Consider the following 15,258-nt stretch of genomic DNA (forward strand, 5'->3'; position numbering starts at 1 on the left):
AGAGGCCGGGGGAAAGAAGCTCTTCAATTGTGTCCATTCGGTCATGGTCAGGTCCGTTGGATAAACTCGCGGCAGTGTATTCATCCCTCAAGCTTACCAATCCCTTTTTCAAAACACTCTCTAAGAGTCTGTCCAAGAAGTTTCCAAATAAATCTAGGGGCATTGTATTGTGATACATCTGCGCAAGAGGAGTCAGATTGTCTCTGCCGAGTACATCTGGAGCGCTGGGACCATATTGGTGTCCGTGTTTCGTGTTTCCTTTTAAATTACAACCCCTTAATTTCATTTGAGAACTTTTCGACCAGACTCTAAGCAACAATTCACTCGCGAAGACCCGATCGAGTTTCGTGAGTACGAGCCAGATGCGGCTAAACGTGGTCGGTTGAACCAGCAAAGAGGCAAACGTTTTGAAGATGAAGTTGCGACGCTGTATCGCTTACTCGGTTTCGAGGTGAAGCAGGACCTTCAGCTCAGCGGCATGCAGGTTGACCTGCAGATTGAGAAACGCGAGGGTGGCTTACGAACGCAAGCGATCATTGAATGCAAAGATAAACGTATCACTGCAACCGAACGAGATCAGATTCTCGCTCAACAAAATATCACCCAGAAAAAGCTGCCGAAGCACCGTTGGATTGCTGTTTCATCGCAAGGTTTTGCCGCTGACACACGCACGGCACTCGATGAAGGAGGTATCGACTGCACCACGTATCCTGAACTGCTGGCTGAGTTAGTACCGCTCTCCTCGTATGTCGAACATCTGATCAACGACTACAAAGCGCAAACCAACAAACACTGGGAAGGACAAGATTGGTTTATTCGCCCAAATCTCGTCACTGATGTCACCTACGAGAAGCAGGTGGCGATCCCACATTTCGCCAAATGGCTTGGCGATACGCGAAGTAACTTCCTCGTCGTGCTCGGTGACCTCGGCACTGGCAAAAGTACATTGGCCGGTTTTCTGGCTTACAATCTCGCGCGGAGTTTTCGTGATGATCCGTTGCGCCATCCGGCACCGGTGCTGATTCCCCTCAAAGAAGTGCGCAAGGAAGTCTCGCTGTCAGGCATCATCGTCAAGCACTTCGCTGATCGTAACCTGTCGCTGGCTTTTCCGCGCTTTGAACATTTGGTGCACTTAGGCAAGATTATTCTTTTCTTCGATGCCTTTGATGAAATGGCTGATCGCGTACGTTGGGAAGTCACACGTAGTAACTTTCATGAACTGCGGCGGGCAGCGGAACAGAGTGGCAAAGTCATCCTCACCTGCCGTACCCATTACTTCAAAGATCGCAATGAACAAGTCAGGTTGATCGACCGAGGTCCACGTTTGTCACAGGTCGAGACCGACCTCTATCGCGAGTTGAAGCAACAGTCCGGAGCTGAGGTCGTTTACTTACAAGAGTTCGACGACACGCAAATCCAGGAGTATCTACGTAAGGCGCGAGCGCAAACTTTCAAGGACGACTGGCAGACAATTCAAAAGATTCACAACCTGCAGGAATTAGCACATCGACCTTTGCTGCTCGATATGATCGTCAAATCACTGCCTAAACTGGTGGACGACCAGAGGATCAATGCAGCAAACCTCTACACCGTTTACACCAACTTCTGGGTAGACCGTGAGGAAACCAAAGGACGGATTCTCGACAAGACCCTCAAGCTGCAGTTAATGCTCGAACTGGCCTGGCGTATGTGGCACGAGGAGAAGGATAGTATCCACTACAAAGAGCTGGTGCCGTTCGTGGAGAAACTCGCTGCCAACAAAAGCATCGACTTTGGTGTTGAGGAGGTCGAAGACATCGCCCGTGAGATGCAGGCTGCGACCTTCCTCAAGCGTGACGACAATGGCAACTTCTCGTTTGTTCATCGCTCGTTCATGGAGTTTTTCCTCGCTCGCAAAATTCTCGACGACCTATCCCGTCGCCAGACCCAGGTACTCAATACTCGTCGCTTTGATCGTAAAGTCATCTACTTCCTGACCTTGTTAGACGAGCGGCAAACGACAGTTGCACCGCTGCAAACTATTTTGACCACGAGCTACACCCTAAATTTGTCAGAGAACGCGTTGCAAATTCTCTATTGGAGCGGACGCATCAGTTGTGGAATGGAAGAGAAAATTGATAACGTAGAGACTTTGCAAAATATATTTGCGCAACGAATTCCTGCCTGTTTAGAACTTACCGGTGCCAAGTTACAAGAAATCGTCCTTGAGGGCGCCGATTTACTTGACAGTAATCTTAATGGCGCTGACCTGACCAAAGCCAACTTGAACCAGACTCTCATCATAGGTACACATTGTCAGCATGCGATTCTTCAGGACGCACGACTTGAAAGAGCAGTAATTGAGCATGTAGACTTCCGTCACGGACAATTAAGGGGAATCTCCCTTACTGGCTCGCAGTTGACTAATTGTGACTTCACTGATGCAACGATTAACTCAGCAAGCATTACCTCAGCACAGATCGAGAAATGCGTAGGTCTCGCCTCACGTAACACTTTTTCACACAACACGGTTCAGCCAGTTGTCCAACGTCATCATGCACTTTCAGTCACAACGATAGCATACAGTCCGGGCTGTGAGCTTCTAGCTGCTGCTAGTAACGACGGTATCATTCGCCTTTACCGCACTAGCGATTACCAACTGCTACATGCTCTCCAAGGCCATCAGAACTCGATACAGGCCATCACCTTTACTCCTGATGGACAAACCCTGGCCTCCGCCAGTGACGACACTACCATACGACTGTGGGAAGTCAGTAGCGGCAAGGAACTTTGTATCCTCCAAGGCCATCAGAACTCGGTACAGGCCATCACCTTTACTCCTGATGGACAAACCCTGGCCTCCGCCAGTGACGACACTACCATACGACTGTGGGCCGTTAGTAGCGGCAAGGAACTTTGTATCCTCCAAGGCCATCAGCATCCTGTATCGTCAGTTGCTTTTGCCTCCGACGGGCAAATCTTAGCCTCCGCTGGTGCTGACAAAAGTATCTGTTTGTGGACAGTCCGTACCAGCCAAGTCCTCCACATCCTCAAGGGGCATCAAAACTCGGTAACATCAGTCGCTTTTGCCCCTGATGGACAAACCCTGGCCTCTGCTAGTGATGACGCGAGTATACGATTGTGGGCTGTGAGTACTGGGAAAGAACTGCGTATCCTGCGAGGTCACCAGGACTCAGTACGATCGATTGCTTTTGCCCCTGATGGACAAACCCTGGCCTCTGCTAGTGATGACGCGAGTATACGATTGTGGGCTGTGAGCACTGGGAAAGAACTGCGTATCCTGCGAGGTCACCAGGATTCAGTACGATCGATTGCTTTTGCCCCCGATGGACAAACCCTGGCCTCTGCCAGTGCCGATTACAGTGTCCGTCTCTGGGCCGTGAACACCGATGAGGAATCCCGTATTCTCCAGGGCCATCAAGACTCGATACGGTCGGTTGTTTTTGCTCCCGATGGACAAACCTTAGCTTCTGCTAGTGCCGATACCAGCGTACGACTGTGGGCCGTTAGTAGCGGCAAGGAACTCTACGTCCTCCAAGGTCACCGAAATATAGTATGGTCGATTGCTTTTGCTTCTGACGGTCTCATTCTCGCGTCAAGTGGTGATGACTATAGCGTACGTCTGTGGGCAGTTAACACAGGCCAAGAACTGCGGGTACTTCAAGGCCATAAAAACTGGGTACGGTCAGTCGCTTTTACTCCCATTGGGCAGACCTTAGCCTCGGGTAGTAGCGACCACAGCGTGCGCCTGTGGACGGTAGAGAATGGCAAGAGTGAAGCAGTGTTAGCAGGACATCTGGGACCCGTGTATTCTGTACAGTTTGCCCCCAATGGCAAATACCTGGTCGCCGCTGGTGCAGCTGGTCGTTTGCAATTTTGGGATGTCACTTCGTGTGCAACGTTTCTCTATCGTTACAGTTTCGGACCTGGAGCATGGTTGGATTTATTGCCCGATGGTCGGTTCGACGCCAGCCCGGAAGGGATGCGGTATCTGCGCTACACGGAGGACGAGACTCTCAACTCTTACGCCGCAGAGGATTTGGTCAAGGAGTTTTATCGACCTAAAGAGGTGGAAGCGGAGATTGAGCGGTATACGAAGTAGGGCAAAGTCTAAAGTTCAAAGTCCAAAGTTCGCGGAACTTCTGCGGGAGAGGGCAGCAATTACGGCTGGCTTTCCCGGCAATAGCACTCAGCGTGATGGCATCTCCCCCATCGCTGTGTACGCATCGCGCAAAATCGGGGCGCTTTGACGATACGGTGCGCCAGAAGATTCGCGACGGGCGAGTTCTGCTAAACCGAAGTCAAAGCCACACCGCGTCTGTACCGCAGCAATGCGTTCGCGAATCTCTGGCAATCCCAACCGCTCAGATTCACTACCAACCACGACCACATTGCCACCAACTAAACGAAACGCCGTGGTCGAACGAAACGACATGGCGAAGGTTTTGCGGAGCGAATCATAAATCGCCGTCGATGCATGGAGATTAGTTGCCACAATCCCATCAGGAGCGAGGTTTGCTCGACACTCGGCAAAGAACTCGCGCGTACACAAGTGTACAGGAATGCCGCTGACCTGAAAGGCATCAAGAAGAATGATGTCATATGGCGCTTCGGTGGGAAAGCCACGCAGGTAATCGCGTCCGTCTTTGATGACCAGGTGTTGGCGCTCGTCGGTCTGCCAGGCGAAGAAACGTTGCGCGACGTCAACCACCTCGGGATCTAGCTCGACGGTATAGAGCTGCACCTGTTCAAGATAGTGATGCAGCACCATCTGCAAGCGGCCACCACCAAGGCCGAGCAACAACACGCGCTGTGGCTGTGGTTGCCAGGCCAGAGCTAACAGCATCGCTTGCGTGTAATCCGACAGCAGTGCAAGAGGATTCTCTGGATCAAGGCGCGACTCGACTTCTTCGGTGCGATGCCGGTCATGTCGATAGCAGAGGAGCAGTTGATCTGAGGTCTTACGAACGACGATGTGGTTATATTGCGACTTGCGCTCGAAGATGAGGCCGGTCGGAAGCCGCTTGAGCGCAGCTAAGCGATGATTGATCGCAGTCAGGTTGTGTTGTTGCCACGCAGTTTGCATATCAGGGAAAGGCGCAGGGGAAAGACGGCGAAAGGGGAAAAGGAGGTATTCTCCTTGCTCTTCCGTTTCCTCTGTTCTCCGTTTCGCCACTTCCCTCGTTGCTAACGTGACTGGGCACCAATCGCCAGCTTATTCATGCCCTCGTTACGAGCAATGTCCATGACCTCGACCACACGGCCATGCTGGACTTCCTTGTCGGCTCGTACGACCAGGGTCACTTCTGCGCCCTGGGTTTTTTCTTCTTGTAAACGCGTTTTGAGCTGCTCGGCAGTCATAGGAGTCTCATTCAAAAAGAGGCCACCGTCTTTGGTGAGGTTCACCGACAAACTTTTCTTTTCTACCAACGGAGCGGCAGAAGTCGCTTTGGGAAGACTGACATCGACCTGACCCTCATTTGATTTATTGAATGTCGCCAGAAAACTAAATGTGATAAAGAAGAAGATGAACATGTTCATAATGATGTCGGTGATCGCCACCGACTCCATGCTGAGCATGGCCTTCCGGTGCTGCTTAAAGCGCATGGCGGACTGGCTCCTTGACGTTCGTTTCGGCGATGAGGTCGACAAATTCTTCGGTATGTTCTTCGGTCAATCGTGTCAGATTGGCGATCTTGCCGGTCAAGTGATTGTAGATCAGGTAATACGGGATCGCGACCATCAACCCCGCAGCAGTGGTGATCATCGCTTCGTAAATACCACCAGCCAAGACGTTGATAGTAATGCGATCACCAATCGTCTCCCAGTTCATGAAGGCTTTGATCAGACCAATAATCGTCCCGAGAAAACCGATCATGGGAGCGACGCCAATAATCGAGGCGAGGGCGCTCATGTACGATTCCAATTCGGCAATGACATCGCCACCGAGACGTTCCAGCCGTCGGGTCACATCTCCCCGCTCTTGTGCGCGATGGATAACGGCACTCTCGAACACACGACCAAGCGCGGTCTCATCTTCCCGACTCGTCTGCAGCGCTCCTGAGATGTTGCCATCTTGGACAAAGGCATAGAGCCGCTTGGTCAGCTTATTGAGGCGGGTGCGAAAGCGCCACAGTTCCCAGAATTTCGCGAGTGCGATAGTCAGGGCCACGATGGACAGAATGATGAGCGGGATCATCAATAGCCCGCCTTTGGCAATGAAAAACCACAATCCCCCAGAGATCGGTTCTGTTGACATAGGCCGTATATCTATCGGAGTCGACGAAAGAGGGGAAGAGCACTGAAGACGGGCTTTAGGCTGTAGGATTCAGGGAAGAATAAAAGAGTAGCCAGTAGTCAGTAGCCTGTAGCCAGCATGGATTTTATTGTCTTCTCTCCTGACTACTGGATGCTGACTCCTGACTACTTTCTTCACTTCTTACAACTCTGCATTGACAAGTCTTGAATACGTCGGCGGAGGCTCTGGTCAGGCAGTTGGCTAATTCTGACGAATGCATCACTAATGGTTTTACATGACAGGTCTTTGTTACCTTGTTTGGTTTGGAGTTGGGCAACACCGTAGGTCCCACGGAACCAGGCCGGTTCACCGGGTTTGGTCTCTTTTAACAGATCTCCCCACAGAGCGAAGGCTTGATCGGTGTTGCCTTTGACATCGGCAATCTGGGCAAGCCCCGCGAGTGCGGCTAAGGAAAATTTCCCCGTCCGCAGTTCCTGATAAATTTGTCCCGCCTTATCGTAGTCTTTAATGTCGAGATACAGTTGCGCGAGATCGTATTTGAACTGTTCTGGAGATTCCTCAGGTCCAAAGTCGTCGGCACGCCTGAGTCGTTCCGCATGCAACCGCGCCAGGGTACGTTTCGCCGCCAGAAGATTGTCTTTGTTCTTGTCGTCACCTTTGTCCAGGCGCTTGATATCTGAGGTGAGCACCTGATTCAGCCCCTTCAGCAACTCCTTCTGTTGTTCACCTTTATAGGTGGCAAGAATGCGCTCAGTTTCCTTTTCCAGTTCGGCGTAGCGTCCGGTTTTTTGCAACGCAATCAGACGGGTACGAGAGACTGATTCAAATGCTTCACCCTGTTCCGGATACTTCCGCTCAAAATCTTGCAGTAGGGTCACCAGTGCTGGGGCGTTCCCATCCATGTCTTTGCCAAGATGGACGGCCTGCATAAAAGTCGCTTTTCCACGCCAGTCTTTGAGTTCCTTAATTGCGTTCCCCTGCCCAGGGTTTTGATCGAGCAGGGCAAGACTCTTCCAGAACGATTGCAGCGCAGATCCCGTGCGAGAGCGAAGGTCTTTTTCACTAATGCTCACTGGTCTCTTTTCATCCAGCGCTTGCTGTAACGCTGAATAGCTCTGCAGGGTGGCAAAATCCGCACGCACGCGGAAGGGCACGTCGCCTGTCACTTTCTGATAGTAATCAGTCGCGCTCAGAAAGTTCTTTTGCGTTTGTTCATACTCACCGAGCCGGAAGTATGCCTCATAAATCGACTTGTGCGTCGGATAGCGGCGAATAAATTCCCTCGTCATGGTCAGATACAGTTTGATGGTCTCATCTGATGGCGGTTGTGGAGGACTCGAATAAAGCTTCTCAGCCGCTTTGAAGCGGAGATACGCGGCATCAGAACCGTAGCGTGCCGGAGCGCCATCGTTACCAAAGAATTCATCGATACGCTCGATACTTTGTCGATATTCGCCTTGTTGGAAAAGACCAGCACCAAGAAAGTACAAGGCGTCACGACGATGACCTTTGGCGCGAGGATCATCTGAGGCCACGACTTCTTTGAGCAACGGCACGGCAGCAGAGTAGTTCTGTGTACGTAACATCTCCGTTGCTTCTTTCCACTGTGGAAACGGATTACGATCTTCCTCCAGCATGGCAGCTTCTTCGGGCGTGAGTTCTTCCTTGACTAAGGCGTCTGCTGCTGCTTTGACTTTGTCGCTTTTCTTTTTCGCTTCCTCAGCATGGGCGATCGCCTCAAGCAGCGTCTTTTCACGGGTTGCTCCAGTCTCCTTACGACGGCGATCGAAAAGAGTTCGCGCCCTGTCTAAGTGCGCCTTGGCAATATCTTCAGGCGTGGGTTGCGCTGGTGCCTTTTCTTCCTCGTCATCTTTCTGATTGCCGCCGCGAGCTTTTCTGGCTTTTGCGTCAGCAAGGCCTGCACGCACTTTGCGTTCCATATCATCAGGGAGACCAGCATCTTGCAGGAGCAACTCCAGATCCCGAATCGCCCAGTCATATTGTCGCAGTTCTTTCTCCGCTAAGGCACGACCAAAGAGGCTTTCTCGTTTCAGTTGCGAGCCCTGTTTACCAACAGCAAATTCACCAAAGCCGTCCGCGGCTTTCTGCAACATCTCCTTCCGCTTTCCCCCGTCAGCGACAAATGAGCAAATGTACCGAAGCCAGTTGAGAAAGTAGAGCGATTGCGAGCCAACCAGTTGCGCGTCTTTCCATTCACGCGTTTCGTACAGCGCTTCGAGATCGCCATCGATATCCATCACGTGCTTACTCATGCGGTTAATGTCAGAGAAAGCATCGTTGTAGATGTCTTCGAGGGGATCGTTGAGAGTGTCGCACAGCTCACGAACTGTGCCGCGCTGTGTTTGCGCGGCGTTTGCCAGGTCAGAGGCTCCGACGACGCCAAGCACGACTGGACCAAGAATCTGAACCGCTTGTTGTTTATCACTCACGCTGCCTTTTTTGAGTCCCCGCACTTGGGCGTTGGCACTGCGCGCTTGCCCGAGTAAGCCTGCGACGGTGTCGGCATTACTCGTTTGCGGCAACGAGAACACTAGCGAACATAGCAAAGAAAAAATCACCAACAGTTGCACTGCGACTCTCCTTGTCGAAACTCTGCGCTTGTCACACTCTCCTCTAGAGAAGAGTAGGGGCAGGATGCGCTCCTGCCCCTACCTTATGCTGTCATCGATCGCAACCGCCCTGCGGTTATTCTAGATCACGCAACCACTTCGCCATTTCTGTCTGCCAGCGTGAACCAAACGTCATCACGATAATCTGCTTGGTCAGGGCTTTGTCCTCAGTCAGTGGAATGAACTCGCCACCACCGGCCTTGGCGATTGACGACATCGTACTGCGGAACTCTTGGTAGAACCCAGGCAATGGGCTCGTTTTATGAGGCTTGCCTTCGAGCTGGGCACTGGTTCGGTAGATGACACGTTCAAAATCTTCGTGCATCTTCTCAGCCATATCCAACACGCTCACCATCCCACCCTGGGCTTGGAAGTTTTGCACTAAACCCAGCACATTGCTGACAGACTCTGGATGTGGTGGGGAGCCTGCCACCAGCACGATGACACGCTTAGAGTTTTTCCGCCATTTAAGGTCGTTGACTGCAGCTTCGAGTCCGTCAAATACCGCCTCCGGCCAATCGCCACCTCCACCGGCTTGGAGGTTGGAAACGAAGTCCTGCAACTTGCTGGTCGAGAAGCTGAGATCCACCCATTTTGTGACGTACTCTTCACCTTTGTCGCGATAGGCAACAATACCGATGCGCGTCGTCGGCACCATCTTGTGCAAAGAAGAGATGAGTTTGAGTAATCGCGATTTGAGGGAATCTGCCACGAACTGCATGCTGTCAGTCGCGTCGATCACCAGGGCAACATCGAGCCCAACTTTACGCAACCCACCAACATAATCACCACCCTCTCCACCAAGGCCGCCAACCGCGCCACCAATGTTTCCGATCGCATTAAGATTCGAAAACTGGCCGACACCATTCTCTCGGCCAGTGTTACTCACCTGAATGACGCCGGGCCCAAGCCCTTCAATCACGGGCAGTGTTCGTGCTGCTGGTGGGGGAGGAGCTACCGGCATCACCGGTGCACGAACCGCTTGCACGTTCCCCACTTCTGGTGGCGGACCGGCTGGCGTCGACGCCTTCTTTGGTGCCAACTGCTCCATCTTGAGTACGCCAGGTAAGTCCTTCAACGAAGGCTCGCCTTCCCAGTCTTCAGGCTTTTTGTCTTCCGCCTGCGCCTTCTTCATGCGCTCTTGCTCTTCGAGCGACGGCGCCAGATCTTGGACTTTCGCAATCTTGACCTGATCACGCTGTCGCTGCACCATCGTCATCGACACTGTGGCAAACAGTCCAAGCAACAACACATGAGCAACCGCGGAGATAGCAAACCAGCGAGCATTCTTGCCAACCCGCTGCCCACGATACAGCCACAGGTCTTCTTGCAACTCTTGTTGAACAGACGTCGGCGGTGGTGATTGTTTTCGTTGTTCAGCCATAAGTCACCCGGTTTCGCTCTGGAGGAAAGCGGTTAGCTTGCCCTTTTTTCAGAAGCTACAGCGATTGTTTTTGCACCAGCCTTTTGCGCAATAGCGAGAATCTGTACTGCATCACCCATCAACACTTCCTTATCCCCTTCTAACACCACAGGAATATCAGGTTGCGCGGTAATCAGTGGGCGAAGAAATTGTTCGAGATCAGCCAAAGTGGTGGGTGTGTTGTTAATAAAGATTTCTTTTTTCGGCGTCACCATAATCACAATCTGTCGTGGTTCGGATTTCGTCTCTTCAACCTCAGGCAGGTTGATGTTGGCACCCGATTGCACCATCGCCACGCTGGTGACCATGAAGATGATCAACAGCACCAAGAAGATGTCGGTCAGCGGAGTAATGTTGATCTCAGCCATGATGGCCGAGCTGCTGCCTTTTTTCTTACGTGGGCTAGACATTCCCATGAGCTTTCCTCCCTAAGCGAATGGCTTCGAGCACGCGGTCAGAAGCGATCGTCATAGCCGACTCAATGCGCTCAAGCTTGGTCTGAAAATAGTTGTAGAAAATAACCGCAACGATCGCGACGGCTAACCCAAGCGCAGTAGCCACTAAAGCTTCAGAAATACCACCAGCAACGACCGCAAACCCACCACTGCCAGCTACCGACATGTTGTGGAACGACTTGATGATACCAACCACGGTGCCAAGCAGCCCGATGAACGGAGCGCTGACAGCAACCGTTCCGAGAATCCAGATCGCCCCTTTGAGGGCATCGATCTCTTCAAAGCGCCGGTCTTCGACAACTTCAGAAAGATACTCAAGCGACTCCCCGTCTTGTTGAGAAATCACATCGCGGAAGATGCGTGCGGCGGGAGCGTTTTTGTCCTGTTGGGCGGAGGTCAGCGCTCCTTTGAAATCCCCCTTTTGCAGTTTACCAACGAGCCCACCAGCAACCCGTAAGGTCCCACCGATCAATCCGCGTAGCGCCCAGAGACGCTCGCAAATAACCGTGATGGTCATGATTGAGGTGATGATTAAAGGGTAGGTGATGTACCACCCCTGTTGAATCATATCGAGAACGCTTAACCCTGCTTGGCTTTCCACAATGGAATCCTCCTTACTTTAAGACTCAACTCTTCTTCTGTACGTATGCTATGAGACGCTCGCGTGCGGCTCCTGCTTCAGCACCTGGGTTTCCCGACGACCAAGATCATGCAGAAATTCCTCTAACCAGCGAATCTCTGCCTCATAGTGCGCAAGTCCATGCTCGATAATCTTGGCTTGAGCAAAGGAAATTTCCTGTTCTTGCCAAAATTTCTGCTGGCCACGAATCCATGCCGCGCGCTCTTGCGCCCATTTGAGATGTGCCATCACTGCCTCACGCAGTTCCTCTTCTTCGACAAAGTGCCCAAAGGCCAGGGCAGTGTTAAACGGGTCAAATACCCTTTCTCGCCCCTCGGGGTCAAATAAAAGTTTACGCAGCTCGATACGAAAATGGGCAGTTCCGGTCGGAGTAATCTGGTAGACACTACGGACTGGGTACCGGCCTTGCTGCTCGACGCGGGTTTTTTCCACATACCCGGCTCGTTCCAACTGCCCGAGGTTGTAATACAGAGAACCTCCACTGAGGTTGATATAGGTCGCGTAGAGGCGACGTTCGACTTCTTGGCGAAGTTCATAGCCGTGGCGAGGCTTTTCCGAAAGGAGACCAAGGATGACGAGTTGAACGCTCACTACATACTTTCTTCAAAATAGTTTAATTCGACTACATAAGCCCGGCTTGAAATGAAGTCAAGAAAAATTTCATTACTATTGTGTTAGCAACGTTAAAATTTTGTAACGTCTTGGCTTATCAGGCATTTTTCCCTACGCACTATAAGCCAGGCTAACAAATACCGTCACAGCTTATTTCCAGCCAATCACTTTTTGCCAGGTTGGACGGGCAGTAAGCCGCTTATAATACGCAGTCACGCCTTCCCACGGCGCGATGTCCAACCCTAAATCCGTGGCCAGATAGACATAGGGCAACACCGCCATATCACCAACTGAGAAGGTACCGCCGAGATACTCACGTCCCATGAGTGCGGTCTGCAGAATTCCCATGTTCGCACGGACCTCATTCCACTGTTGAGCGATGAGGTTTTTGTCTTGCTGCTCTACGGGGACGAAACGGGTCTGACGTACCAACGTCGACAGAGGAGGACGAAAAGTCGTCTGTTCAAACAACAGCCACTGAAACACTCGTGCCCGGTCCTGCCCATTAGTCGGAAGCAGCTTCGCCGTAGGATATTTCTCCGCCAGATACAGCAGGACGGCATTCGACTCCCACAGGATGAAGTTGTCATCTTTCAGGGTTGGCACTTTGCCGTTGGGATTGAGCTTGAGATAGTCGGGATTTTTCTGCTCACCTTTGAGAAGATCAATCCGCGAGATTTCATATTGCGCGCCGACCTCTTCAAGGCACATATGCACTTTGCGGCCATTACCTGACATCGGATACGTGTACAGAGTGAACATACTCCCTCCTTACTTTTTGACGATTCCCCGCTCAACTAACAATTTGAGAATAAGGTCGATACTGTGGACCCGCAGGTTGATCTTGAGTTGGTCATATAAGGTAAAGTTCGCGAGTCGCAGCATCGGCTTGCCATGCACGATATCGATCACATTGATACACGCAAAGTCTTGTTCAATGTTCAGCAAGCGCCCACTGGTCACGCCAGTGACATACGCCAGGAGCGCGTTATTCAACCCACCGTGCGCAACCACCAGGGTCGTGTGCCAATCGTCTTGGCTCATCAAAGAGTTGAAAAAACGTACGCCACGTTCTTGTACCTGGTGAAAGCTTTCCCCACCAAGATATGGTTCATCCCAACTCGTTGCGGACTCCTTAAAAAAGCGTTGCACCTCGCGCAGGGTGTCTGCTGGTGAAAGCTTTGCCACCGCGGCTTCATCGGGCGTGATCTCGCGCAGGTCGTCAGAGATCAGCACATCGAGCCCCTTTTCTTTAGCAACGAGCTGCGCGGTCTCCTGGGCACGGGACAAAGGACTCGCATAGACACGATCAAGCGGAACGCCACGAAACAGCAGTGCGACCGAAGCAACTTGCTCACGTCCACGTTCGGTTAATTCGCCATTTCCCAACGCCCCTTCGGCAGCACGAGATTGGTACAATGTCTCTCCGTGACGCATGAGGTAAATGCGACGTCCGTCTTGTCCTTGCATAGCAGCACACTCCTATAAACATCCTTTTTGAAATAGCACAAGAAGTTCTGTCGACCACTCTTCGCCAAGCCGGTCCTGCGCTTGGCGAAGCACGAACAGGGCATGTACCTACGTACAGTCACAAGAATGCCGATGGGCTGTCATTCTGAGGAGTGCAGCGACGAGGAATCTCAAGGGTGGAGGGGGAGCGATTCTTCGCCTCAGCTACGCTTCGTCTCAGAAGGACGAGATCCCGCAGTTTTCCTGTGGTTGGACTTAGCAAACAGAGCTCTCGTTACTTCTTCCCCGTAAACGGTTTATCACGATCACGCAGCGCGTCTTTGAGGCCGCGATCTGCCATCTTCTTCACTTCGTTCTTTACGGTCACGGTCTGATGAGCAATCACGTCATATTCCGCAGCCGACTGTTCTGCAGCATAGATCCCCATAATTTCGACAAACCGGTTCGTGGCACCTTTGTGCAGCGTCAACAGATCAAGCGGCACCATTGCCACACGACGTGCATAAGCCAAGACTTCTTCCTCAAGCTTGTCTTTCGAGTAGACACGATTGATCAGACCATTCTCCAGCGCTTCTTGGGCAGACATCGAATCGCCGGTGAAAAAGTACTCCTTAGCCTTGCGAATGCCGATGAGGTACGGCCATAACGAAAGCGTGGGCAACACACCAAGGGATCTTCCCGCTGGATGACCGAACTGTGCATCTTCGGAGGCGAACACCAGATCACAATGACCAACAAACTCCGTGGCCCCGGCTAAACAAAAACCATGCACTTGCGCGATGGTCGGCTTCGGCAAGTTCCACAGTCGCTGCCAGCGTTGGACGATTTTACGTAATCCCCAGCGGTCACTTGTCACCGTGAAGCCGCCCGACCCGCCGACCGGCGCCAGATCGTATCCCGCACAGAAGGCGCGGCCAGCACCACGAACAATCAACACACTCGCATCGTTGTTGGCCTCAAACTCATCAAGCGCGCTATCTAATTCGGCCAGCAACTGCCGACTCATCGCGTTGAGCTTCTCAGGCCGGTTCAAGGTAATGCGAAAGATTTTGTCTTCCACTTTCTCATAAATGATCGCTTCATATGCCATCGCTCGCTCCTCCTTTTCGTGTGTACATCGCTTCCATCAAATTCAGTGTAAGTTCCCAGAATGTTATGGGTCAGGCTGTGGCTTACCACAGCCTCGAAGGGGTTGCCTATAGGGGACGAACTTTCGTTTATACGAATTGCTCGTTCTCCCGATAGCTCTTCAGAACGAGCCAGGGGCACGCGCCCAAGAGCACCGCCTTGCTCGCTATTTTGTTACAGACAGGAGTTCCGGCATGAATCCTCCCTCTCCTAACCTGCTCCACCTGCTCGACGGACTCCAACAGCAGCTCTCGCAGCTCCAGCAAGACCTAGATCACGTCAACGGAGTCACGTCACAGCAGGTACAGACCCTCACCTCCACATTCAGAAAGGCCTTCGAAGCCGAACGTCGAAAAGCACAGGAATTCGAGCATGGCATCTATGAAGTGCTCTTACGCATTGCCACCGCTCTGCATTTCCGTGATCACCGTAGTGGTGACCACCTCACTCGGATGAGTCAGTATGCCATGCTTCTGGCTTTGGAGCTGGGGCTACCTGAGGCACAAATTCAGTTAGGCATGGGCAAGAATTAAGTTACCGATTAAGAGCGAGGAAGAAGCGTATAGTTCCAATCGCCATGAAACTTACCGGGTTTGATATTGAGCGCTTGAAACTCATCGTCGGAGACCTGTAGGCCTTTG

13 protein-coding genes are annotated in these 15,258 nt (G+C 52.0%); 2 read left to right on the forward strand and 11 right to left on the reverse strand.

From position 1 onward, the window contains the following. The first annotated feature begins 286 nt into the window (after positions 1-286). On the forward strand, positions 287-4,102 hold the full coding sequence (locus tag FJ147_21860) for a hypothetical protein (GenBank protein MBM4258530.1): 3,816 nt from the start codon (positions 287-289) through the stop codon (positions 4,100-4,102). Positions 4,103-4,189: 87 nt separating this feature from the next. Here the strand turns inward: FJ147_21860 and FJ147_21865 are convergent, their stop codons facing one another. The 11 genes from FJ147_21865 to FJ147_21915 all read right to left on the reverse strand — a co-directional run bounded on the left by FJ147_21865 (position 4,190) and on the right by FJ147_21915 (position 14,579). Next, a complete protein-coding gene (locus tag FJ147_21865) occupies positions 4,190-5,176 on the reverse strand; it encodes a hypothetical protein (GenBank protein ID MBM4258531.1) in 987 nt (328 codons plus the stop codon). An 11-nt stretch (positions 5,177-5,187) separates the two neighbouring features. Then, positions 5,188-5,607 carry a biopolymer transporter ExbD gene (locus tag FJ147_21870; protein MBM4258532.1) on the reverse strand — a complete coding sequence of 140 codons (420 nt, stop codon included), beginning with the start codon at positions 5,605-5,607 and terminating at the stop codon, positions 5,188-5,190. Then, the gene (locus FJ147_21875; GenBank protein MBM4258533.1) at positions 5,597-6,259 is read right to left on the reverse strand and encodes a MotA/TolQ/ExbB proton channel family protein; all 663 of its coding nucleotides are present in this window, start codon (positions 6,257-6,259) and stop codon (positions 5,597-5,599) included. Before FJ147_21875 ends, FJ147_21870 begins: the two co-directional genes overlap by 11 nt. A gap of 173 nt (positions 6,260-6,432) precedes the next feature. Further along, positions 6,433-8,850 (reverse strand): hypothetical protein, encoded by a 2,418-nt coding sequence (locus FJ147_21880; GenBank protein ID MBM4258534.1) that lies wholly within the window; start codon positions 8,848-8,850, stop codon positions 6,433-6,435. A 115-nt stretch (positions 8,851-8,965) separates the two neighbouring features. Next, positions 8,966-10,273: a VWA domain-containing protein gene (locus FJ147_21885; protein ID MBM4258535.1), complete on the reverse strand. Its 1,308-nt coding sequence runs from the start codon at positions 10,271-10,273 to the stop codon at positions 8,966-8,968. 32 nt (positions 10,274-10,305) lie between these two features. Then, positions 10,306-10,728: a biopolymer transporter ExbD gene (locus FJ147_21890; protein MBM4258536.1), complete on the reverse strand. Its 423-nt coding sequence runs from the start codon at positions 10,726-10,728 to the stop codon at positions 10,306-10,308. Next, a complete protein-coding gene (locus FJ147_21895) occupies positions 10,715-11,368 on the reverse strand; it encodes a MotA/TolQ/ExbB proton channel family protein (protein ID MBM4258537.1) in 654 nt (217 codons plus the stop codon). Before FJ147_21895 ends, FJ147_21890 begins: the two co-directional genes overlap by 14 nt. Before the next feature lie 48 nt (positions 11,369-11,416). Next, a complete protein-coding gene (locus tag FJ147_21900; GenBank protein MBM4258538.1) occupies positions 11,417-11,998 on the reverse strand; it encodes a hypothetical protein in 582 nt (193 codons plus the stop codon). A 171-nt stretch (positions 11,999-12,169) separates the two neighbouring features. Then, a complete protein-coding gene (locus tag FJ147_21905; GenBank protein ID MBM4258539.1) occupies positions 12,170-12,781 on the reverse strand; it encodes a glutathione S-transferase family protein in 612 nt (203 codons plus the stop codon). 9 nt (positions 12,782-12,790) lie between these two features. Continuing rightward, positions 12,791-13,489: a histidine phosphatase family protein gene (locus tag FJ147_21910; protein MBM4258540.1), complete on the reverse strand. Its 699-nt coding sequence runs from the start codon at positions 13,487-13,489 to the stop codon at positions 12,791-12,793. A 274-nt stretch (positions 13,490-13,763) separates the two neighbouring features. Next, entirely contained in the window at positions 13,764-14,579 is an 816-nt protein-coding gene (locus FJ147_21915; GenBank protein ID MBM4258541.1) for an enoyl-CoA hydratase/isomerase family protein, read from the reverse strand. 232 nt (positions 14,580-14,811) lie between these two features. Between FJ147_21915 and FJ147_21920 the strand changes: the two genes are divergently transcribed. Continuing rightward, positions 14,812-15,150, forward strand: a complete 339-nt coding sequence (locus FJ147_21920) for a hypothetical protein (GenBank protein ID MBM4258542.1) — start codon at positions 14,812-14,814, stop codon at positions 15,148-15,150. Positions 15,151-15,258: the final 108 nt, after the last annotated feature.

The sequence above is a fragment of the Deltaproteobacteria bacterium genome (assembly GCA_016874775.1).
Classification (GTDB): Bacteria; Desulfobacterota; Binatia; order Bin18; family Bin18; genus VGTJ01.

Bases quoted from the DNA above. Each gene is read 5' to 3' on its own strand.
- FJ147_21870 (MBM4258532.1), bottom strand. From the start codon at position 5,607: ATGCGCTTTAAGCAGCACCGGAAGGCCATGCTCAGCATGGAGTCGGTG.
- FJ147_21875 (MBM4258533.1), bottom strand. From the start codon at position 6,259: ATGTCAACAGAACCGATCTCTGGGGGATTGTGGTTTTTCATTGCCAAA.
- FJ147_21885 (MBM4258535.1), bottom strand. From the start codon at position 10,273: ATGGCTGAACAACGAAAACAATCACCACCGCCGACGTCTGTTCAACAA.
- FJ147_21890 (MBM4258536.1), bottom strand. From the start codon at position 10,728: ATGGGAATGTCTAGCCCACGTAAGAAAAAAGGCAGCAGCTCGGCCATC.
- FJ147_21905 (MBM4258539.1), bottom strand. From the start codon at position 12,781: ATGTTCACTCTGTACACGTATCCGATGTCAGGTAATGGCCGCAAAGTG.
- FJ147_21910 (MBM4258540.1), bottom strand. From the start codon at position 13,489: ATGCAAGGACAAGACGGACGTCGCATTTACCTCATGCGTCACGGAGAG.
- FJ147_21915 (MBM4258541.1), bottom strand. From the start codon at position 14,579: ATGGCATATGAAGCGATCATTTATGAGAAAGTGGAAGACAAAATCTTT.
- FJ147_21920 (MBM4258542.1), top strand. From the start codon at position 14,812: ATGAATCCTCCCTCTCCTAACCTGCTCCACCTGCTCGACGGACTCCAA.